This is a genomic window from Pseudomonas sp. P7759 (genome assembly GCF_013386445.1).
Lineage (GTDB): Bacteria > Pseudomonadota > Gammaproteobacteria > Pseudomonadales > Pseudomonadaceae > Aquipseudomonas > Aquipseudomonas azotoformans_A.
This window is the reverse complement of record NZ_JACART010000004.1, coordinates 190,029-209,744: the sequence shown is the minus strand read 5'-3', so window position 1 is coordinate 209,744 and position 19,716 is coordinate 190,029. Positions and strand designations below refer to the sequence as shown.

Below are 19,716 nucleotides of genomic sequence, written 5' to 3'. Positions count from 1 at the left end.
TTCGTGCAAATGAAGAAAGGGTGTTACCTGATAGTGAGTGGGTGGCGTCAGAATGCTTAAGGTGATAACGGTTATTCGAGGTGAGTGACACATGTATCACGGGGAACGATTCAACGCCTGGAGCCATTTGCTTGGGGCGGTTGCGGCCTGTATCGGCGCGGTGTGGATGTTGGTGGTGGCGAGCCTGGATGGCAGCCCCTGGAAGATCGTCAGCGTGGCGATCTATGGCTTTACCCTGATGGTGTTGTACAGCGCCTCGACCGTGTACCACAGCGTGAAGGGGCGGCGAAAAGAGATCATGCAGAAGGTCGATCACTTTTCGATCTACCTGCTGATCGCCGGCAGTTACACGCCGTTTTGCCTGGTGACCTTGAGAGGGCCGTGGGGCTGGACGCTGTTTGGCATCGTGTGGGGGCTGGCGGTGATCGGCATCCTGCAGGAGATCAAGCCGCGCTCCGAAGCGCGCATCCTGTCGATCGTGATTTACGCGGTGATGGGCTGGATCGTGCTGGTGGCGGTCAAGCCGCTGCTTGCCGCATTGGGCACGGCGGGGTTTATCTGGCTGGCGTCGGGCGGCGTTTTATACACCGTCGGTATCATCTTTTTTGCCTTGGAGCATCGCCTGCGCCACTCCCATGGGATCTGGCATTTGTTTGTGATCGGCGGGAGTTTGCTGCACTTCGTGGCGATCATGCATTACGTCCTATAAACGCTCCAGAAGCTCACGGGCACGCTGGCCAAAGATCTGCAGCAGATTGGCCAGCATGTGCGGCGGCGGTTCATCGGCGCGGGTCAGGGCGTACAGGGTGATCGGCAGTGGCGGCGTGAGCGGGCGGATGCACGTGGTGGTCGTCGAGGCACCCAGGGCCGTAAAGGGGTCGATGACTGTGAGGCCGGCGCCGGACTCCACCATGGCACGAGCCAGGGAGTAGGTTTGCACGGCGATTGTCACCCGTGGCGGTGGGTCGACGTTTTCCAGGTAACTGTCGAGTTTTGCCGCCAGCGGGTCGGCGCTGGACAGGCCAATCAGCGGCGTGCCTGCCAGATTCGCCAGGGGCAATGGCTGGCTCAATTCGGCGTCGGACCAATAGCCCTTGGACGCCAGCGCCACCAGCACGCCGTTGGCCAGCACCTGCGTGGTCAACCCCGGATGACCGGAAAAGTTGAGCGTCAGCGCCAGGTCGATCTCACGCATCAGCAGCTTCTGCACCAGCTCGCGGCTATGGTCGCTGGACAGCTCGCAGGCCATGTCCGGGTAGTCGCGCTTCCATTCCAGAATCGCCGGCGGCAGCAGTGACAAGGCCAGCGCCGGGATCGCGCCGATGCGCACACTCTGGCCTGGTGCACGGCGCAGACTCTTGGCCAGGCGTCGCACGCCTTGCAGGCTTTCGGTGACTTTCTCCACTTCGCTTTCCAGCGCCAGGGCTTCCGGGGTGGGCTGCAATTTGCCGCGCACGCGCAGGAACAGCGGGAAGCCTAGCTGCAATTCAGCGTGTTGCAGCACCTTGGTGACCGCCGGTTGCGACACATGCAACAACTGCGCGGCGGCGCTGACGGAGCCGGTCTGGCGGATGGCCTGGAAGATTTCGATATGACGCAAGCGCATGGCAAGTCCATAACCTTTGTTTATAGGTGAGCTATCTTTATTCATTGTCGGCGGCCTGTCACCTGCCCCTAGGCTTGAGGCCTCTGGGTTCAACGGCGGGCGGCGCAAATGGTGTGCATTATCGGGGGTGGAGTGATTGGCCTGGCCAGCGCCTATGCGTTGGTGCGTGCCGGTCATGAGGTGACGGTGATCGACGCGCGCGAGACCCTGGGCAGCGAGACCAGCTTCGCCAACGGCGGTCAACTGTCCTATCGCTACGTGGCGCCGCTGGCCGATGCGGGTGTGCCGCTGCAAGCCATCGGTTGGTTGTTGCGCGGTGACTCTCCCTTGAAGCTGCGCCCGCGCCTGGACCCGCAACAGTGGCGCTGGATGGCGGCGTTTCTGGGCGCCTGTCGTGGCTCGGTGAACAAACGCAATGCTGCGCACCTGCTGCGCCTGGCATCCCTGAGCCAGGACACCTTGCAGCAGTGGCGTGACGAAGATCACCTGGATGGCTTCGATTGGCGGCGCAACGGCAAGCTGGTGACCTTTCGCAGCGCCAGCTCCTTTGACCATGCTCGTAGCAAGGTCGCCGATATCCTGCAACAGCAAGTGCTCTCAGCCGCCGATTGCGCACGCCTCGAGCCCGCGCTGGCGGGCGGTGGTTTTGTCGGCGGGATCTACACGCCCAATGAGGAGGTCGGTGATTGTCATGCGTTCTGCCAGCAGTTGGCGGCGCGGTTGGAAGCGTCGGGACGATGCCGCTTTTTGCTGGGCCGCAAGGTCACCGGTATTCGCCACGCCGAGGGCACAGTGCAGGCCATCGAGTTGGGCGATGAGGTGATGCCGGTTGAGCATCTGGTGCTGGCGGCCGGGTATCGCAGCGCCGAGTTGGGGGGGCCGTTGCCGCTGTACCCGCTCAAGGGCTACAGCCTCAGCGTGCCGATTGGCACGCAACATCAGGCGCCGAATGTGAGCATCACCGATTACGACCGTAAGATCGTGTACGCGCGTATTGGTGAGCAACTGCGAGTAGCCGCGATGGTGGATATCGTTGGCTTCGACGCCAGCCTTGAGCCCAAACGCCTGGCGTTGATGAAGCGCCAGGCACTGGAGACGTTTCCTGACGCTGGCGACTACGCCCACGCGGTGGAATGGGCCGGCATGCGTCCGGCGACGCCGACCGGCGTACCGCTGATTGGCGCCAGTACCTGCCGCAACCTGTGGCTGAACCTTGGCCACGGCGCGCTGGGTTTTACATTGGCCTGTGGCAGCGGGCAGTTGCTGGCTGAACTGATTGGCCAGCGAGCGCCTTCCATTGATATGCAGGGCCTTGCGCCCCGTGCCGCGTAGAGATTCACAAACCGAAAACCAACGGAGAATAACAATGAAAAAGATCCTGTTGACCGGCTGCACCCTGGGGCTTTTGTTCAGCGCACAGGCCTATGCGAATCAAGCGCCCCTGGACGGTGCGCTGGCCAAGATCGCCAGCGCCAAGTCCATAACCTTGGGCTATCGCGATGCGTCGGTGCCGTTTTCCTACGTGGGGGATCACAGTGGCAAGCCCATGGGCTATTCGGTGGAGCTGGCGAACAAGATCGTCGAGCGCATCCAGCAGAAAACCGGGGTGGCCACGCTCAATGTGAAGTACAACCTGGTGACGTCCCAGACCCGCATCCCGCTGGTGCAGAACGGCACCGTCGACCTGGAATGCGGCTCCACCGGGGTGACCGCCGAGCGGCAGAAGCAGGTGGCGTTTTCCTACGGGTTTATCTACGTGAAGGGGCAATTGCTCACGGCCAAGGACAGCGGCATCAAAGGCTTTCCCGACCTGGCAGGCAAAAACGTGGTGACCACCGCCGGCACCACCAACGAGCGCTTCCTCAAGAGTTACAACGTCGAGCACAAGGCCAATATCTCAGTGATCAGTGCCAAGGACCACGGCGAAGCGTTCAAGATGCTTGAGACCGGTCGCGCTGCGGCGTTCTACATGGACGACGCGTTGCTCTATGGCGAACGCGCCAAGGCCAAGGACCCACACAACTGGGTCGTGGTGGGCGAGGAGCAATCGCGGGAAATCTACAGTTGCATGGTGCGCAAGGACGACCCGCAGTTTCTGGCGGTGGTCAACGAAACACTCGCCGACCTGTACCGCAGTGGCGAGATCAACGGGATTTACCAGCGCTGGTTTGAACAGCCGATTCCGCCCAAGGGCCTGAACCTGGAATTCCCGATGACCAGCGAGTTGAAGGCGATCATTGCCAAGCCGGTCAGTGACCCGGTGGAGTAAACCCTAGAAATCGCCCCACAACTGTTGGGCGACCGCCAACGCCACCACCGGCGCCGTCTCGGTACGCAATACACGCGGGCCGAGGCGGGCGGCGTGGTAGCCGGCAGCTTGGGCGGTGTCGACTTCATTATCGGTCAGCCCACCTTCAGGGCCGATCAGAAAGGCCAGGCTGGAAGGTTTGGCGTGACTGACCATCGGCTCGGCCACCGGGTGCAGCACCAGCTTCAAATCCGCTTCGGTCTGTTTCAACCAGTCCGCCAGCAGCAGTGGTGGGTGAATCACCGGCACCGTGGAGCGCCCGCATTGCTCGCAGGCGCTGATCGCCACCTGGCGCCAGTGCAGCAGGCGTTTGTCGGCGCGTTCGTCCTTGAGCCGCACTTCGCAGCGCTCGCTGAAAATCGGCGTGATGGCGTTGACGCCCAGTTCGGTGGCTTTCTGAATGGCCCAATCCATGCGCTCGCCCCGGGACAAGCCCTGGCCCAGGTGGATGTGCAGCGGCGATTCAGCTTGGCCGGCAAAGCTTTCGGTGAGTTGCACGCTAACTCGTTTCTTGCCGACTTCCAGCAGGCTGCCCCGGAACTCCTGGCCGGAACCGTCGAACAATTGCACGGCGTCACCTTCGCCCATGCGCAGCACACGGCTGATGTAGTGCGCCTGGGCTTCCGGCAGTTCGTGATCGCCAAGGCTCAGTGGGGTGTCGGTGAAAAAACGGGACAGTCTCATTTCTTTTCTCTGCAAAATTCTGTGTAGGCGCGAGATAACGTAGAAGCAAAATAACTGTGGCGAGGGAGCTTGCTCCCGTTCGACTGCGCAGCAGTCGCCTGCTTTTGGGGGCGCTTCGCACCCCAGCGGGAGCAAGCTCCCTCGCCACAAATCAACCGGGGTCGCGGAAGCCTGGGTGGAAATCTTTTGGTACCGCAACACTGACACTGCTGTTAGTGGCGATATCGATGCCTTCGCTGGCGACTTCGGCGAGGAATTCGATCTGTTCCGGCGTAATCACATAGGGCGGCAGGAAATACACCACGCTGCCCAGTGGCCGCAACAGTGCACCACGTTCCAGGGCATGCTCGAACACCTTCAGGCCACGGCGTTCCTGCCAGGGGTAGGCGGTCTTGGTGGCTTTGTCCTGGACCATCTCGATGGCCAGCACCATGCCGGTCTGGCGCACTTCCGACACATGTGGGTGGTCCACCAGGTGCGCGGTGGCGCTAGCCATGCGCTGGGCCAGGACCTTGTTGTTCTCGATGACGTTGTCTTCTTCGAAAATATCCAGGGTCGCCAACGCTGCCGCGCACGCCAGCGGGTTGCCGGTGTAGCTGTGGGAGTGCAGGAAGGCGCGCAGGGTCGGGTAGTCGTCGTAGAACGCGTCGTACACGTCATCGGTGGTGACCACGGCGGCCAACGGCAGGTAACCACCGGTGAGGGCCTTGGACAGGCACAGGAAGTCCGGGCGGATACCGGCCTGCTCACAGGCAAACATGCTGCCGGTGCGACCGAAGCCTACGGCGATTTCGTCGTGGATCAAATGCACGCCGTAGCGATCGCAGGCTTCGCGCAGTAACTTGAGGTACACCGGGTGGTACATGCGCATGCCGCCGGCGCCCTGGATCAGCGGTTCGATGATCACGGCGGCGACGGTGGCGTGGTGCTCGGCGAGGGTCTGTTCCATTACCTGGGCCATCGTGCGCGAGTGGTCTTCCCAGCTCACGCCTTCGGGGCGCAGGTAGCAATCGGGGCTTGGCACTTTGATCGTGTCGAGCAGCAGCGCCTTGTAGGTCTCGGTAAACAGCGGCACGTCGCCTACGGACATCGCGGCGATGGTTTCGCCGTGGTAGCTGTTGGTCAGGGTGACGAAGCGCTTTTTATTCGGTTGGCCGCGGTTGAGCCAATAGTGGAAGCTCATCTTCAGCGCGACTTCGATGCAGGACGAGCCGTTGTCGGCATAGAAGCAGCGGGTCAGGCCCTCGGGCGTCATCTGCACCAGGCGCTCGGACAGCTCGATCACCGGCTGGTGGCTGAAACCGGCGAGGATCACATGTTCCAGCTGGTCGACCTGGTCCTTGATGCGCTGGTTGATGCGCGGGTTGGCGTGGCCAAACACGTTGACCCACCAGGAACTGACGGCATCGAGGTAGCGCTTGCCTTCGAAGTCTTCCAGCCATACGCCTTCACCGCGCTTGATCGGGATCAGCGGCAGTTGCTGGTGGTCTTTCATCTGGGTGCAGGGATGCCACAGCACCGCCAGGTCGCGTTGCATCCACTGGTTGTTCAAGCCCATCGGTGATCTCCTCGAAGCGGTCCTGCGGCGGGCGCAGGTAAAACAATCGCGCAAGCCTATGCAATGGACGGCTATGTCACAAGGCATTACACGTGAATTGACGGTAAAGGCAGGACGGTCTGTCACGTTTCTTAGGAATAGTCTTAATCCCTTGTTAATTTATTATGCATAGGCTCTTGATCGTATTTCTCGATATTTCAAAGCGAAATTTTCCGCTTTAATTCGATAGGTAAATCGCTAGTCTTGGGCGCACTACTACGGGATTAAGTACATGCAGTTACGTAATTCACCGGCCCGCTATGGCTGGGTCAGCATGGTTTTGCACTGGGGCGTGGCCCTGGTGGTGTTTGGCTTGTTCGCCCTGGGCCTGTGGATGGTCGGTCTCGACTACTACAGCGCCTGGCGTAAAGACGCGCCGGACCTGCATAAGAGCATTGGCATCACGCTGTTCGCCATCATGCTGGTGCGTATTGTCTGGCGCCTGGTGAGCCCGCCGCCGCCACCGCTGGCCAGCTACAGCCGCATGACCCGTGTCGGCGCTGCCTTTGGCCACGGGTTCCTGTATCTCGGGTTGTTTGCCGTGATGATCGCCGGTTACCTGATTTCCACCGCAGACGGTGTCGGTATCCCGGTGTTTGGCCTGTTTGAGATTCCTGCCGTGGTTTCCGGACTACCGGACCAGGCAGATAACGCCGGCCTGGTGCATCTGTACCTCGCTTGGGTGTTGGTGGTCTTCGCCGGCTTGCACGGCGTGGCTGCGTTGAAACACCACTTCATTGACCGTGATGTGACCCTGCTGCGTATGCTGGGGCGCAAAGCCTGATGTTCAACCTCGACTCACAAGGAATAGAACGCATGTTGAAAAAGACCCTCGCCGCTCTGGCAATCGGTACTGCCCTGCTGTCCGCAGGTCAGGTGATGGCTGCTGACTACAAGATCGACAAGGAAGGCCAGCACGCCTTCATCGACTGGAAAATCAGCCACCTGGGCTACAGCTACATCCACGGTACCTTCAAGGACTGGGATGGCACCTTCAGCTGGGATGCCGCCAAGCCTGAGGCCAGCAAAATCGCAGTCGACGTGAAAACCGCCAGCCTGTGGTCCAACCACGCAGAACGTGACAAGCACATCGCCAGCAAAGATTTCCTGGACGTTGCCAAGTTCGCTGACGCCAAGTTCGTCTCCACCGCTGTCAAATCGACCGGCGAAAAAACCGCTGACGTGACCGGCGACCTGACCTTCCACGGCGTGACCAAGCCGGTGACCTTCAAGGCCACCTTCAACGGTGAGGGCAAAGACCCGTGGGGCGGCGAGCGAGCCGGCTTCAACGCCAAGACCACCGTCAACCTGAATGACTTCGGCATCAAAGGCCCAGGCCCGTCCTCGCAGACTGTGGACCTGGACATCTCGCTGGAAGGTGTTAAGCAGAAGTAATTTTTGCCTGCACAAAAAAATGCCCCGCATCGAAAGATGCGGGGCATTTTTTATTGGGCTACAAAACTCAGCGGTTGCGGGTCAGCAGCGCTGGCTTTTCACCACGAGGACGGCCTGGCAGTTGATCCAACTGCTCGGGTGTCGGGAAGCGATCAGCCTTCGACTCCTTGTGGATGATCTTTGGCGCCGGGCCACCGCGTGGGTTCTGCACGGCCGGCTCGGACGAGCGAGGCTGGTCGTCACGGGCCGGGCGACGGTTGTTGCTGCGCGAGTCTTCGCGGCGAGCCTGGCCATCACGCGGTGCGCCGTTACGCGGGCCGTTGCGCTTGGCAGGTGGTGTACCGGTGGTGCCGCCGCTGCTGTTGCGTGGACCATTCTGACGACCACCTTGTGGCTGACCGCCACGTGGAGCGCCAGCGCCTGCGCCCTGTGCCGGGGCACCTGGACGACGGCCACGGCCCTGGGCCGGTTTGGCCTGTGGTACGTAGTCGACGCGGTTACCGAAGTTATCCACGTCGTCGTCGAGGAACTCGTCCGGTGCACGGTCGGCAGCGGCACGTGGCGGCTGGCTCGGCTGGCGCTGTTCGCGGGCCGGGGTGCCTTCACGTGGCTTTTGCTCGCGGGCTGGACGCTCGCCACGGCCGTTGGTAGGCGCTTTTTCCTTGCCGCCCTTGTCTTTGCCCTTGTCGCGACGACCGCCGCCACCACCGCCGCCGTTCGGGCCATCGCCCTTCGGACCGCGTGGGTTGCGCGGGTTGCGCACGTCTGGACGCTCGCGCGCTTCAGGCTTCTCAGCCTCAACGGCGCTGGCATCGAAGCCCATCAGGTCGCCGTCGGCGATTTTCTGCTTGGTCATGCGTTCGATGCTTTTCAGCAGTTTTTCTTCGTCCGGCGCCACCAGGGAGATGGCTTCACCCGAGCGACCGGCACGGCCAGTACGGCCGATACGGTGCACGTAATCTTCATCGACGTTCGGCAGCTCGAAGTTGACCACGTGTGGCAACTGATCGATATCCAGGCCGCGGGCGGCGATATCGGTGGCGACCAGGATGCGTACGGTGCCAGCCTTGAAGTCAGCCAGGGCCTTGGTGCGCGCGTTCTGGCTCTTGTTGCCGTGGATGGCGACGGCGGTGAGGCCGTGCTTGTCCAGGTACTCGGCCAGGCGGTTGGCGCCGTGCTTGGTGCGGGTGAAGACCAGCACCTGTTCCCACGCGCCAGCGGTGATCAGGTGAGCCAGCAGCGCACGCTTGTGGCTGGCAGGCAGGCGGAACACGCGTTGCTCAATACGCTCGACCGTGGTGTTCGGCGGCGTGACTTCGATGCGTTCCGGGTTGTGCAGCAGCTTGCCGGCCAGGGCAGTGATGTCCTGGGAGAACGTGGCCGAGAACAGCAGGTTCTGGCGTTTGGCTGGCAGGCGGGCGAGGACCTTTTTCACGTCATGGACAAAGCCCATGTCGAGCATGCGGTCGGCTTCGTCCAGCACGAGGATTTCCACGTGGGACAGATCGACGCTGCCTTGGCCGCACAGGTCGAGCAGACGACCTGGGCACGCGACCAGCACGTCCACACCACGGGACATGGCCTGAACCTGTGGGTTCATGCCGACGCCGCCGAAGATGCAGGCGCTGACGAACTTCAAGTCGCGGGCATACAGCTTGAAGCTGTCGTGCACTTGGGCGGCGAGTTCGCGGGTGGGGGTCAGGACCAGTACGCGCGGTTGGCGCGGGCCGTGACGCTGGGATTTGTCCGGGTGACCATTGGGAAACAACCGCTCCAGAATCGGGAGGGCGAAGCCGCCGGTTTTACCAGTACCTGTCTGAGCCGCGACCATCAGGTCGCGACCTTGCAACACGGCGGGAATGGCCCGCTGTTGCACCGGAGTAGGCTCGGTATAGCCCGCTGCCTCGATGGCGCGGACTAAAGCCTCGGAGAGACCGAGGGAAGCAAAGGACATGAGTAATCCTGTTTTAGTTAGGGCTTGGCCCAAAGGGATAATCTTGCCGGGCGTGAATGACGCTTAGGGGAGCGTTATCCCGTCCGGTCCTGCTGCGTCTGGCGGGCACTCCACCGGCTCGCGCGGGCTGAAAGCTGCGCTGTAGCGGGGTTGGGTGCCTTTTTCAAGACCTCAGCGGCCGGGCGTGAGCCTGGCGGAAAGGCCGGAGTATAACAGAGCAATCACGGCGCGCTGCTTTCCTGCTGCTCAACGGTGCGTCCAGACCCCGTAATCGCTTGGATTCCACCATATTTGGCGCTCAAAACACTATAGGCCGGCTCTTGCTTGAAGCGTTTGAGCTCGGCGGCAAAGCGTTGCACCAACAGATCCATGCCCGCGCCACGACGCACCGCAAGGAACTGCTGCTGGCGGCTGACCACCAACGGCGCCTGGCTGACCTTGCCTTCCAGGCCTAGCGTCTTGATCACATGCTGGCCTACACGGCGGTCGGTGATCACCAGGTCGATACGCCCGAGCATTAATTTGCCGAAGTTGGCTTCATGGCTGGGGGCGGGCTCGCGGTTGAACAGGGTGGAATCGCTGAATGTCGCGCCGTACAGATACCCCGGCGACGTCCCGACAGTCAGGCCGCGCACCTCTTCGAGGCTTTGAACGGGATGGGGGCGATCATTGGCGTAGAACAGCACGAATTCCACCTCCGACAGCGGTTCGCTGGGGTACAGCAGCAAGGCGTCGCGCTCATGGCTGTGGAAAATATCCAGCGCCCCGTCGGCATGGCCTTGGTCGAGCATGGCCAGGCAGCGCTTCCAGGGCAGGAACTGCCATTGCACTTCCACGCCCAAGCGTTGGAACACGATCACCGTGGTTTCGTAGTCCAGCCCCTGCATGGTGCCCTGTTGCTCATACACATAGGGCGCCCAGGGCTCGGTGACAATGCGCAGTTTCTCGCCGTAAGCGGCCAGGCTCAGGCAAGTAAAAAGGGCAGCGGTCACAAGCTTCAGAATGATGGGCATGCCCTGAGGTTACGACGCTCCTGCCTTAAAGAGAAGCTCTGGCGCACGCATCTGCGGGCGATGCTATTTTGCCTCTGAGGTCATCAGGTGTTCGTAGATGGCTGCGCGCCGCTCGCCGAGAATCAGGCGCACCAGCGGGTTGGCGAACCAGTGTTCCAGTTGGTGCGCGTCCACCGGGCACTTCTGGCGCTCTGCCTGGTTTTGCCGAGCCTTGTCCCACCAAACCGGGCCGCACGCTTGGTCGAATTCGTTTTCATGCTCGTAGCAACCGTAGAGAATCTCGCGGATGAACTGCTGCTTGCGCTTGGGCAGGGCCAGGGTGATCAGCTTGTACATCAGGCGCTGCAGGCGCGGTGGGCGCGGCAGGTGGGCGGAAACCTTGCGCGTGTCGGCCAGTGCCTCGGCGCTGACGGGCGTGGCGGCGTGCTTGATGATCCAGGCCTTGACCTTGGCGCGGAACAGCTGTTTGCGGCTCCAGTAGTGGTGGATCAGGTCCGGACACTGGCGGACGTTGACTTGACGGTACGCGGCCACCGACAAGCAGAACTCTTCCAGGGTGTACGCGCCATGGGCCATCGGAAACAATTCGTCCATCAACTCGATCGAGTGCTCCAGCAGGTGTGCGTCTTGCCGGGCCAGGCCCATGACGCCGGAGTTGAGTAGCCACATATCGTCGTCGGCCACGCCCTTGTCGGCCAGGTAGTTGGCCAGAGCTTCATACAGCACGCTTTCGCAGTTATCACCGTATTTTGCGTGGAACGCGTTGCACAACAAGGTGCCGGGCGCGACGCGCTCGAACAGCGCCATGGGCGAGTCGTGGAAAAACGTATCCGTGTCGATCAGCAGCGCGCGTTCCGAGGTTTCGAGGACTTGGCGCAACAGCACATGTTTGGTGCGGAAATGGTAGCCGTGGGGTTCGCTCCAGCGTTGGCGCGTGGCGTCGTCCAGTGCGTGGACCTGCACCGGCAACCCTGCGTAGGGCGTGGGGTTATCGCTGAACACCTGGATGTCCAGCGGCATGTTCTGCGTAGTGCCCAGATGCGCGAGTGCACTGGCGATGCTGAATACCGCTTCCTGATGGTAGGTCTCGGCGCCAAATACCAGGTAAACCAGCTGTGGGCGAGGAGTCGGGGGCGCTGTATTCATTTACTGCTGGCTTCCATTCCGGGAGTGTGTGAACAAAAAAAGCCCCCGTATAAACGAGGGCCTTGATACTGCTTGAACGACCTCAGCGCGGCAGCTTGAGGTTGTTCCAGATCGCAAGGCTCGGTTCAGCCTGGTTAAGGGTATAGAAATGCAGCCCTGGCGCACCACCGTTCAACAAATCTTCACACATATTCGTGATGACCTGTTCGCCAAACGCCTGGATGCTCTTGACGTCATCGCCATAGGCTTCCAGTTGCTTGCGCACCCAACGTGGGATCTCGGCACCGCAGGCGTCGGAGAAGCGCGCCAGCTTGCTGTAGTTGGTGATTGGCATGATGCCCGGCACGATCGGGATGTTCACACCCATGGCCCGTACACGCTCGACGAAGTAGAAGTAGCTGTCGGCGTTGAAGAAGTACTGGGTGATCGCGCTGTCGGCGCCGGCGTTGGCCTTGCGCACGAAGTTCTGCAGATCGTCTTCGAAACTATGTGCCTGGGGGTGCATCTCCGGATAAGCCGCCACTTCGATGTGGAAGTGATCGCCGGTTTCTTCACGGATGAAGCTCACCAGGTCATTGGCGTGGCGCAGCTCACCGCTGGCCATGCCCATGCCGGACGGCAAGTCGCCACGCAGGGCGACGATGCGCTTGATGCCGGCGGCTTTGTATTGGGTCAGCAGGCCGCGCAGGTCGTCCTTGCTGTCGCCCACGCATGACAAATGCGGAGCGGCGGGAACTTTGACTTGGCTTTCCAGCTGCAACACGGTGTTGATCGTGCGGTCACGGGTCGAGCCGCCGGCGCCGTAGGTGCAGGAGAAGAAGTCGGGGTTGTAGCTGGCCAACTGCGTAGCAGTCGCCATCAGTTTTTCATGCCCAGCATCGGTCTTGGTCGGGAAGAACTCGAAGCTGTAGCGACGGTCTTGGGACATGGTCGTACCTATGGAAACTCATCAAGCCAGAAGATGTACACCGTCAATGTGGGAGCGGGCAGCAGGCATATCAGTAGCGGTAAGCGTGCGGCTTGAACGGGCCTTCGACCGTCACGCCGATGTAGTCGGCCTGGGTCTTGGTCAGTTGAGTCACTACGCCGCCGAAGCCGCGGACCATTTCCAGGGCCACTTCTTCGTCGAGTTTCTTCGGCAATACTTCCACGGTCAGGCGCTCGGCTTTCTGGGCAGGCGACAGGTCGGCGTACTTCTGGCCGAACAGGAAGATCTGAGCCAGTACCTGGTTGGCGAACGAGCCGTCCATGATGCGGCTTGGGTGGCCAGTGGCGTTGCCCAGGTTAACCAGGCGGCCTTCAGCCAGCAGGATCAGGTAGTCGTCGTTCTGCGGGTCGAAATCGCCTGCACCGGTACGGTGAACCTTGTGTACCTGTGGCTTCACTTCTTCCCATGCCCAGTTTTTACGCATGAAAGCGGTGTCGATTTCGTTGTCGAAGTGGCCGATGTTGCAGACAACAGCACGCTTCTTCAGGGCCTTGAGCATGTTTGCGTCGCAAACATTCACGTTGCCGGTGGTGGTCACGATCAGGTCGATCTTGCCCAGCAGCGCCTTGTCGATGCTCGCTTCGGTGCCGTCGTTCTGGCCGTTGATGAACGGCGAAACCACTTCGAAACCGTCCATGCAGGCTTGCATGGCGCAGATCGGGTCGACTTCGGAGACTTTAACGATCATGCCTTCCTGACGCAGGGACTGGGACGAACCCTTGCCCACGTCACCGTAGCCGATCACCAGGGCTTGCTTGCCCGACAGCAGGTGGTCGGTGCCGCGCTTGATGGCATCGTTCAGGCTGTGACGGCAGCCGTACTTGTTGTCGTTCTTGCTCTTGGTCACCGAGTCGTTGACGTTGATGGCCGGGATTTTCAGCTCGCCCTTGGCCAGCATGTCCAGCAGGCGGTGCACGCCGGTGGTGGTTTCTTCGGTCACACCGTGGACGCGGTCCAGGATCTGCGGGTACTTCTTGTGCAGCAACTCGGTCAGGTCGCCGCCGTCGTCGAGGATCATGTTGGCATCCCAAGGCGCGCCATCCTTGAGGATGGTTTGCTCCAGGCACCACTCGTACTCTTCTTCGGTCTCGCCTTTCCAGGCGAATACCGCGATACCGGCAGCGGCGATAGCGGCAGCGGCCTGGTCTTGAGTCGAGAAGATGTTGCAGGACGACCAACGCACTTCGGCACCCAGGGCAACCAGGGTTTCGATCAGCACGGCAGTCTGGATGGTCATGTGGATGCAGCCGAGGATCTTGGCGCCTTTGAGCGGCTGCTCAGCGGCGTACTTGCGGCGCAGACCCATCAGGGCAGGCATTTCGGATTCGGCGATAAAGGTTTCGCGACGGCCCCAGGCGGCGAGGGACATGTCGGCGACTTTGTAGTCGTTGAAATCTGCAGGCGTGTTTACTGCGCTCATGAAGAGCCTCCATTCGTAGTGTGCGAATGGGCGCCGTTGTGCGTTTAGTATCCAGCTGGCTAACCAGGCCGGACAACGCCCCATCCGAGCCTGACAGGTTGAACCTGCTGCAGCGCCCCTCGGACAGGTGGCGGGAGAACGGTATCAACTAGAGATGACCGTTTTGAAACGGCGCCGATTATAGCCGTGTGCGCCAGACTTCCCAAGCCTTTCCGTCGGCCATATGAAGATCGCTGATGGGGTTGATAGGCAATGGCGCATAGAGCTTGGGCCCAGGCTCTGCCATGATGTTGCCCATCATTTCGCAAGACGCTTTGGAGTGACCATGAACTTCCACACCCGCAAATGGGTAAAACCCGAAGACCTCAACCCCAACGGCACCCTGTTCGGTGGCAGCCTGCTGCGCTGGATCGACGAAGAAGCAGCGATCTACGCCATCGTCCAACTGGGCAACCAGCGCGTGGTGACCAAGTACATCTCCGAAATCAACTTCGTCAGCGCCTCGCGCCAGGGCGACATCATCGAACTGGGCATTACCGCTACCGAATTTGGTCGCACCTCCATCACCCTGACCTGTGAAGTGCGCAACAAGATCACGCGCAAAAGCATTCTCACGGTAGAGAAGATGGTCTTCGTCAACCTCGGTGAGGATGGCTTGCCAGCGCCCCACGGCCGCACCGAGATCCGGTACGTGAAGGACCAGTTCAAGGACGATAGCCTTCCCGAGTAACCCTGCTGCGCTTTGATTTGCTTTACCAAATCATTCCGCACGGATCTTTCCCAGGCGCTCTCATCACTCAGGACCACACCCTGTACAGAGAGCCCATGGATGAAAGTGTTTAACTCGATCACCAAGATTCAACCCTCAGTGACTGAAGAGGCGTATGCCCCGACCCAGCCAGCGGTGGAGACGCCGCTGGTGGAGGGGGTGGGCGCGCGCAATGTGACACTCATGCGTGATCAGCAGGGACGGGTGGACGTGTTTTTATCGGCCCCCCCTGTCACCAGCCTGGTACTCAGTGGAGGTGGCGCCAAGGGCATTGCTTTCTCGGGGGTGGTGCGGGCACTTGAGGACGCCCAGAAGCTGCAAGGTATCCAATCGATTTCCGGCTCATCTGCCGGTGCTATTTCAGCCGCACTGATTGCCAGTGGCATGGGGGCTGAAGCGTTCGACAAGTTGTCGGATGGTATCGATTTGCCAAGCCTGCTCAATAGCAAAGACGCCGTGACGGCCTGGATGCAGGATGCCAGTACGACACTGGGCAAGCTGGTTGGGCGCTTGCCCGGCGCCGTCGGCAGTACCTCTCAATTGTTGATGACCTTGCTGCCGCGCTTGCAGACCGAGGCACTTCCCCTTGAAGAACTGATTCGCAATGAGTCGCGCCAGTCGATTCTGGGTCATATCGCGCAAACCCCTCGGGAAACCCGGTCGGCGCAAATCATGCGCATTGCTGACAGGTTGAGTGCCGGAGGCGCCCCTACGTTTGGCGACCTTGAGGTGCTGAGTCGGGATATACCTGCGATCAAGCAACTCAACATCACCGGCACCGGCATGTTCGCCGACCGTCCACAGTTGGTGGTGTTCAATGCGAGCCTGACGCCGCAGATGGACATCGCCAGGGCGGCGCATATTTCCGGCGCGTTGCCACTGGTGTTCAAGAGCCCCGTGGAACAAGGTCATGGCTTTCAGGCGTCAGCTGAAACCACCGCATTCAAGGACGGTGGCCTGCTGCTCAATACCCCGGCGCCAGGTGTGGTGGATCGGGCGTTTCCCGAGAGCCCCCTAGCCAAGTCCGAGGCGTTGATCGTCAAATTCGAGTCAGCTGCCTCTGGTGAACGAGCGCGCAGTGGCAGTTTTCTGAGCAACCTGGCAGATCGCATCACGGGCGTTCCGCATTCGGCTGCGGGGGCCTTCCAGGACAAAAAGCTCGAAGCGTTCGCCGAGCAGATCGTCACATTGCCCCTGAAAACCGAAAAAGGGGACTTTAGTGGCCTGCTCACTGGCACGGTCAACTTCACGATGAAGCGGGAGCAGAAGGAACTTCTTCAGGCGAAGGCGCGCCAGACGGTAGACGCCCATCTGGAGCGGCGCACCACGGCACTTGAGCATCACGCCTTCCAGTCACTGGATGACGCCGTATTGGCCATGGATGATTCAATGCTCGCCAGTGTGCAACCGAAGCTGCAAAAAGACCCGGCCGCTGCGGATGTCCTGATGTTTCGGGATAGCGCAAAACAGGCGTTGCAAGTCCTGGATTCTGCGATTACCGAGGCGAACCAGGCGCAAGGCGCGTTGGTGTTCACGCCGAAAATCTTATCGGCTCTGCGCAATCTCGATGTCCTTGCCCAGCGTCCTGAGCACATCGATTGGTTGGGGCGGCGCCTCAATATCGCCCGTCAGCCCAATTTTCAGCAGTTGTTGCAAGCGGCGGCCAAGCAGATCGCAGGCGGTGCATTGCCGATGTCCAAGGTCATTGGCCGTGCTGTCGCTGAGATGAGCGTGCGTGATATTGCGACGAAAGCTGAAAACTTCAGGCGTGAGGTGATCTACCCGTCGCTGTTCCGGCCCGGCCAGCCCGAGTCCAACGTTGAACTGTTGCGCCGTGCGGCCCAGGACCTGGCATGGGCCACCACACCCACCGAATTCAACCGGGTACTCGACACCCTCGTTAACAGTTACAAGGCACGCAACAAGCCTTGGGACAAGGCCTCCAGTTCCACCACCGTGGAGATGGCCAAGGCCTGGAAGCTAAAGGTTTAGTTGCCTGGCCACTGAACAGCCATCGCGGCGGCGTGTCGTAGCTACAGGCACCCCTTGGACTCCGGATGATCATGGCCACCGACGAATCAGGCAAAACCCCCAACCTGTCGCAGGAAGAGCAGCAGGACGTCGATAAAAACCAGCCGCCCCGCGCGGCGGTGCTGCATGAAATCATCCGCACCCAGGGCGACCAAGAGTTGGAGCGCAGCGTCGCCGCCTTGTGGTGGTCGGCGTTGGCAGCCGGGTTGACCATGGGACTGTCGCTGATGGCGATGGGGTTGCTCAACTCGCGCCTGCCAGATGGCGAAGCCTTCAAGGTGATCGCCAGCTTCGGTTACTGCGCAGGCTTCCTGGCGGTGATCCTCGCGCGTCAGCAGTTGTTCACCGAAAACACCCTGACGGCGGTGCTGCCGGTGATGAGCAAGCCCACCCTGGGCAACGCCGGGCGACTGTTGCGATTATGGACGGTAGTACTGGTCGGCAACCTGTGCGGCACCCTGCTGGTGGCTTATGTGATGCTGCACCTGCCGATCTTCGATACCCGGACTGACCAGGCTTTCCTCGAAATCGGGCGCAAGATCATGGAAAACGACGCCAGCCAGATGTTCGCCAAAGGCATCATCTCCGGCTGGATGATCGCGACCATGGTGTGGATGATCCCGTCGATGGAAAGCGCCAAGATGTTCATCATCATCTTGGTCACTTACCTGATGGCGCTGGGGGACTTTACCCATATCGTGGTGGGCTCGGCGGAGGTGTCATACCTGGTGTTTGCCGGCGAACTGGCGTGGAAGGACTTCTGGCTGGTGTTCGCCGGGCCGACGCTGGCGGGCAATATCATTGGCGGCAGCTTTATCTTTGCGCTGATCAGCCATGCGCAGATTCGCAGCGAAAGCAGCCTGCCGGGCAAAAAGGCTGCGGACCCCAGGCATCCGCAGCGGATCGACAAGGATCAGTGAGCGTCGGATGCGGCCTGGGGCTCATCACGGGTCACGCGCTTGACCAGCTTGCCGATACTCAACCCCTGCAACAGGATCGACGACAGCACCACGATGTAGGTGATGCTCAGCAGCAGGTCACGCTCCGGGCCCAGCGGCAGTGCCAGGGCCAACGCTACCGACACACCACCACGCAAACCGCCCCAGGTGAGGATACGGATGGTGCCGCGTGGCACCGTGCGCCAGCGCCGTAGCAGCAGGATCGCCGGGGCCACCGTCAACAGGCGCGACAGCAGGATTGCCACGGCCAGCAGGCTGGCGGCGAATACGTGCAACCAGTTGAACGGCAAGAGCAGCAGCTCCATGCCGATCAGGGCGAACAGCAGGGCATTGAGCATGTCGTCGAGCAACTCCCAGAAACCGTCCAGGTAGCGGCGGGTCATGTCGTTCATCGCCAACTTGCGGCCCAGGTTGCCGATGATCAGACCGGCGACCACCATCGCAATCGGTGCCGAGACGTGCAGCTCGGTGGCCATCGCCGAGCCGCCGATTACCAGGGCGAGGGTCAGCATCACTTCGATCTGGTGCTGCTCGATGCTCTTGATCATCAGGTAGACCAAGTAGCCAATCAGACCGCCGAATACCACGCCGCCGATGGCTTCATGGGCGAACAGCAGGGCGGTGGCGCCGACGGTCGGGGTTTCGCCCAGTTGTGCGATGCCCAGCAACACAGTGAAGACCACGACAGCGGTACCGTCGTTGAACAGTGATTCGCCCACGATAGTGGTCTTCAGCGGTTTCGAGGCATTGGCCGTACGCAACACACCCAGCACCGCAATCGGGTCGGTCGGCGAAATCAGCGCGCCGAACAGCAGGCAGTAAAGGAAGCTCACGTGCCAACCAAACAGGGCGAAGATGTAATACGCCAAGCTGCCGATCACCACGGTCGCGATCAATACGCCGAAGGTCGCCAGCAGGCCGATGGGCCAGCGGTAGCTGCGCAGGTCGTTCAGGTTCACGTGCAAGGCACCGGCGAACAGCAGGAACGACAGCATCCAGTTCATCAGCAAATCGCCGAAGTCGATCTGGCCGATCAATTGCTGGATGCGCTCTTCCAGGCCTGGGTAACCGAGAACGCTCAACCCTTGCAGGATCAGCGAAAACACCAGGGCCGTGACCATCACACCGATGGTGGGCGGCAGGCCGATAAAGCGGAAATTCACATAGGTGAGCAGGGTGGTGAGGCAAATAAAGGCGGCGACAAGTTCAAGCATCCGGGGTCCTTGGAGGTTGGGTGGCAGTGCAGGGTTGGGTGGATGGACCGCGCCAGCGGCGCGATGTTGCAAGGCATTGGATAAAGCGCCATAGAACCTTTGGGCCAGCCAGGGCTCATAGCGGGTGAGTGCGGTTTGGTATTTTTAGTGCTAAAACTCTAATCGCTGTTTAAAACTACAAAAGGAATGTGTGATGACGGTCGCTTTCTGGTGTGTGTTGATCGCAATTTTTCTACCTTACCTGTGCACAGGTGTGGCCAAGTTCAGCGGCGGCAAGTTCGGCCCACGGCAGAACCACGACCCTCGCGCTTTCCTGGACACCCTTGAAGGCTTTGCCAAGCGTGCCCACAGTGCCCAGCTCAACAGTTTCGAAGTCACGCCGGCCTTCGCGGCAGCAGTGATCATCGCGCACCTGGCGGGTACGGCCGAATTGGTGACCATCAATGTGCTGGCCGTGCTGTTTATCACCAGCCGCCTGCTGTACATCATTTGCTACCTGGCAGACTGGGCGATGCTGCGTTCGCTGGTGTGGTTCGTGGGGATGGCGTTGATTGCGAGCTTCTTCTTTGTCTCGATCTGACGGTTGATGCATAGCCATTGTGGGAGCTGGCTTGTGTGGTGAGCGGGCTTGC

The 19,716-nt window shown here is 60.8% G+C and carries 18 protein-coding genes and 1 riboswitch; of the genes, 9 read left to right on the top strand and 9 right to left on the bottom strand.

The window, feature by feature from the left end:
- The first annotated feature begins 91 nt into the window (after nucleotides 1-91).
- On the top strand, nucleotides 92-709 hold the full coding sequence (locus HX823_RS04960; RefSeq protein ID WP_177074273.1) for a hemolysin III family protein: 618 nt from the start codon (nucleotides 92-94) through the stop codon (nucleotides 707-709).
- On the opposite strand, the gene HX823_RS04955 is transcribed toward HX823_RS04960, so the two are convergent.
- Nucleotides 704-1,606 (bottom strand): LysR family transcriptional regulator, encoded by a 903-nt coding sequence (locus tag HX823_RS04955; protein ID WP_177074272.1) that lies wholly within the window; start codon nucleotides 1,604-1,606, stop codon nucleotides 704-706. The two genes, HX823_RS04960 and HX823_RS04955, sit on opposite strands and share 6 nt — an antisense overlap.
- Before the next feature lie 108 nt (nucleotides 1,607-1,714).
- Here HX823_RS04955 and HX823_RS04950 point away from each other — a divergent pair, with 108 nt between their 5' ends.
- Together HX823_RS04950 and HX823_RS04945 are read left to right on the top strand one after the other, a co-directional pair.
- Complete coding sequence (locus tag HX823_RS04950; protein ID WP_177074271.1) at nucleotides 1,715-2,938, top strand: D-amino acid dehydrogenase; 1,224 nt, start codon at nucleotides 1,715-1,717, stop codon at nucleotides 2,936-2,938.
- Nucleotides 2,939-2,972: 34 nt separating this feature from the next.
- Complete coding sequence (locus tag HX823_RS04945; RefSeq protein ID WP_177074270.1) at nucleotides 2,973-3,875, top strand: transporter substrate-binding domain-containing protein; 903 nt, start codon at nucleotides 2,973-2,975, stop codon at nucleotides 3,873-3,875.
- Nucleotides 3,876-3,878: 3 nt separating this feature from the next.
- Here HX823_RS04945 and HX823_RS04940 read toward each other — a convergent pair whose 3' ends face one another.
- Nucleotides 3,879-4,598: a 16S rRNA (uracil(1498)-N(3))-methyltransferase gene (locus tag HX823_RS04940; RefSeq protein WP_177074269.1), complete on the bottom strand. Its 720-nt coding sequence runs from the start codon at nucleotides 4,596-4,598 to the stop codon at nucleotides 3,879-3,881.
- Between the two features lie 151 nt (nucleotides 4,599-4,749).
- Nucleotides 4,750-6,156: an adenosylmethionine--8-amino-7-oxononanoate transaminase gene (locus HX823_RS04935; protein WP_177074268.1), complete on the bottom strand. Its 1,407-nt coding sequence runs from the start codon at nucleotides 6,154-6,156 to the stop codon at nucleotides 4,750-4,752.
- Nucleotides 6,157-6,427: 271 nt separating this feature from the next.
- Here HX823_RS04935 and HX823_RS04930 point away from each other — a divergent pair, with 271 nt between their 5' ends.
- Nucleotides 6,428-6,979: a cytochrome b gene (locus tag HX823_RS04930; RefSeq protein WP_177074267.1), complete on the top strand. Its 552-nt coding sequence runs from the start codon at nucleotides 6,428-6,430 to the stop codon at nucleotides 6,977-6,979.
- Nucleotides 6,980-7,011: 32 nt separating this feature from the next.
- Complete coding sequence (locus tag HX823_RS04925; protein WP_046034960.1) at nucleotides 7,012-7,590, top strand: YceI family protein; 579 nt, start codon at nucleotides 7,012-7,014, stop codon at nucleotides 7,588-7,590.
- 67 nt (nucleotides 7,591-7,657) lie between these two features.
- On the opposite strand, the gene HX823_RS04920 is transcribed toward HX823_RS04925, so the two are convergent.
- The 5 genes from HX823_RS04920 to ahcY form a co-directional block, all read right to left on the bottom strand.
- Entirely contained in the window at nucleotides 7,658-9,544 is a 1,887-nt protein-coding gene (locus HX823_RS04920; RefSeq protein WP_038849418.1) for a DEAD/DEAH box helicase, read from the bottom strand.
- 221 nt (nucleotides 9,545-9,765) lie between these two features.
- A complete protein-coding gene (locus HX823_RS04915) occupies nucleotides 9,766-10,557 on the bottom strand; it encodes an ABC transporter substrate-binding protein (protein WP_177074266.1) in 792 nt (263 codons plus the stop codon).
- 63 nt (nucleotides 10,558-10,620) lie between these two features.
- The gene (locus tag HX823_RS04910; RefSeq protein WP_038849415.1) at nucleotides 10,621-11,703 is read right to left on the bottom strand and encodes a hypothetical protein; all 1,083 of its coding nucleotides are present in this window, start codon (nucleotides 11,701-11,703) and stop codon (nucleotides 10,621-10,623) included.
- Nucleotides 11,704-11,785: 82 nt separating this feature from the next.
- Nucleotides 11,786-12,631 carry a methylenetetrahydrofolate reductase [NAD(P)H] gene (metF, locus tag HX823_RS04905; protein WP_038849413.1) on the bottom strand — a complete coding sequence of 282 codons (846 nt, stop codon included), beginning with the start codon at nucleotides 12,629-12,631 and terminating at the stop codon, nucleotides 11,786-11,788.
- A gap of 70 nt (nucleotides 12,632-12,701) precedes the next feature.
- Nucleotides 12,702-14,111, bottom strand: a complete 1,410-nt coding sequence (ahcY, locus tag HX823_RS04900) for an adenosylhomocysteinase (RefSeq protein ID WP_016977735.1) — start codon at nucleotides 14,109-14,111, stop codon at nucleotides 12,702-12,704.
- A 21-nt stretch (nucleotides 14,112-14,132) separates the two neighbouring features.
- Nucleotides 14,133-14,238, bottom strand: a riboswitch (S-adenosyl-L-homocysteine riboswitch).
- A 198-nt stretch (nucleotides 14,239-14,436) separates the two neighbouring features.
- On the opposite strand from ahcY, the gene HX823_RS04895 reads away from it, so the two are divergent.
- The 3 genes from HX823_RS04895 (at nucleotide 14,437) to HX823_RS04885 (ending at nucleotide 17,831) form a co-directional block, all read left to right on the top strand.
- Nucleotides 14,437-14,841, top strand: a complete 405-nt coding sequence (locus HX823_RS04895) for an acyl-CoA thioesterase (RefSeq protein ID WP_010207175.1) — start codon at nucleotides 14,437-14,439, stop codon at nucleotides 14,839-14,841.
- Nucleotides 14,842-14,940: 99 nt separating this feature from the next.
- Nucleotides 14,941-16,872 (top strand): patatin-like phospholipase family protein, encoded by a 1,932-nt coding sequence (locus HX823_RS04890; protein WP_177074265.1) that lies wholly within the window; start codon nucleotides 14,941-14,943, stop codon nucleotides 16,870-16,872.
- 71 nt (nucleotides 16,873-16,943) lie between these two features.
- Entirely contained in the window at nucleotides 16,944-17,831 is an 888-nt protein-coding gene (locus HX823_RS04885) for a formate/nitrite transporter family protein (protein ID WP_177074264.1), read from the top strand.
- Here the strand turns inward: HX823_RS04885 and HX823_RS04880 are convergent.
- Entirely contained in the window at nucleotides 17,825-19,084 is a 1,260-nt protein-coding gene (locus HX823_RS04880; RefSeq protein ID WP_038843256.1) for a sodium:proton antiporter, read from the bottom strand. The two genes, HX823_RS04885 and HX823_RS04880, sit on opposite strands and share 7 nt — an antisense overlap.
- A gap of 193 nt (nucleotides 19,085-19,277) precedes the next feature.
- On the opposite strand from HX823_RS04880, the gene HX823_RS04875 reads away from it, so the two are divergent.
- Nucleotides 19,278-19,664 (top strand): MAPEG family protein, encoded by a 387-nt coding sequence (locus HX823_RS04875; RefSeq protein WP_010207167.1) that lies wholly within the window; start codon nucleotides 19,278-19,280, stop codon nucleotides 19,662-19,664.
- The last annotated feature ends 52 nt before the right edge of the window (nucleotides 19,665-19,716 follow it).

What these genes read in the sequence shown, in the direction of transcription:
- HX823_RS04915 (WP_177074266.1), bottom strand. Translation starts at nt 10,557, where the DNA reads ATGCCCATCATTCTGAAGCTTGTGACCGCTGCCCTTTTTACTTGCCTG.
- HX823_RS04880 (WP_038843256.1), bottom strand. Translation starts at nt 19,084, where the DNA reads ATGCTTGAACTTGTCGCCGCCTTTATTTGCCTCACCACCCTGCTCACC.
- HX823_RS04875 (WP_010207167.1), top strand. Translation starts at nt 19,278, where the DNA reads ATGACGGTCGCTTTCTGGTGTGTGTTGATCGCAATTTTTCTACCTTAC.
- HX823_RS04945 (WP_177074270.1), top strand. Translation starts at nt 2,973, where the DNA reads ATGAAAAAGATCCTGTTGACCGGCTGCACCCTGGGGCTTTTGTTCAGC.
- HX823_RS04935 (WP_177074268.1), bottom strand. Translation starts at nt 6,156, where the DNA reads ATGGGCTTGAACAACCAGTGGATGCAACGCGACCTGGCGGTGCTGTGG.
- HX823_RS04930 (WP_177074267.1), top strand. Translation starts at nt 6,428, where the DNA reads ATGCAGTTACGTAATTCACCGGCCCGCTATGGCTGGGTCAGCATGGTT.
- ahcY (WP_016977735.1), bottom strand. Translation starts at nt 14,111, where the DNA reads ATGAGCGCAGTAAACACGCCTGCAGATTTCAACGACTACAAAGTCGCC.
- HX823_RS04960 (WP_177074273.1), top strand. Translation starts at nt 92, where the DNA reads ATGTATCACGGGGAACGATTCAACGCCTGGAGCCATTTGCTTGGGGCG.
- HX823_RS04925 (WP_046034960.1), top strand. Translation starts at nt 7,012, where the DNA reads ATGTTGAAAAAGACCCTCGCCGCTCTGGCAATCGGTACTGCCCTGCTG.
- HX823_RS04955 (WP_177074272.1), bottom strand. Translation starts at nt 1,606, where the DNA reads ATGCGCTTGCGTCATATCGAAATCTTCCAGGCCATCCGCCAGACCGGC.
- HX823_RS04920 (WP_038849418.1), bottom strand. Translation starts at nt 9,544, where the DNA reads ATGTCCTTTGCTTCCCTCGGTCTCTCCGAGGCTTTAGTCCGCGCCATC.
- HX823_RS04895 (WP_010207175.1), top strand. Translation starts at nt 14,437, where the DNA reads ATGAACTTCCACACCCGCAAATGGGTAAAACCCGAAGACCTCAACCCC.
- metF (WP_038849413.1), bottom strand. Translation starts at nt 12,631, where the DNA reads ATGTCCCAAGACCGTCGCTACAGCTTCGAGTTCTTCCCGACCAAGACC.
- HX823_RS04940 (WP_177074269.1), bottom strand. Translation starts at nt 4,598, where the DNA reads ATGAGACTGTCCCGTTTTTTCACCGACACCCCACTGAGCCTTGGCGAT.
- HX823_RS04890 (WP_177074265.1), top strand. Translation starts at nt 14,941, where the DNA reads ATGAAAGTGTTTAACTCGATCACCAAGATTCAACCCTCAGTGACTGAA.
- HX823_RS04885 (WP_177074264.1), top strand. Translation starts at nt 16,944, where the DNA reads ATGGCCACCGACGAATCAGGCAAAACCCCCAACCTGTCGCAGGAAGAG.
- HX823_RS04950 (WP_177074271.1), top strand. Translation starts at nt 1,715, where the DNA reads ATGGTGTGCATTATCGGGGGTGGAGTGATTGGCCTGGCCAGCGCCTAT.
- HX823_RS04910 (WP_038849415.1), bottom strand. Translation starts at nt 11,703, where the DNA reads ATGAATACAGCGCCCCCGACTCCTCGCCCACAGCTGGTTTACCTGGTA.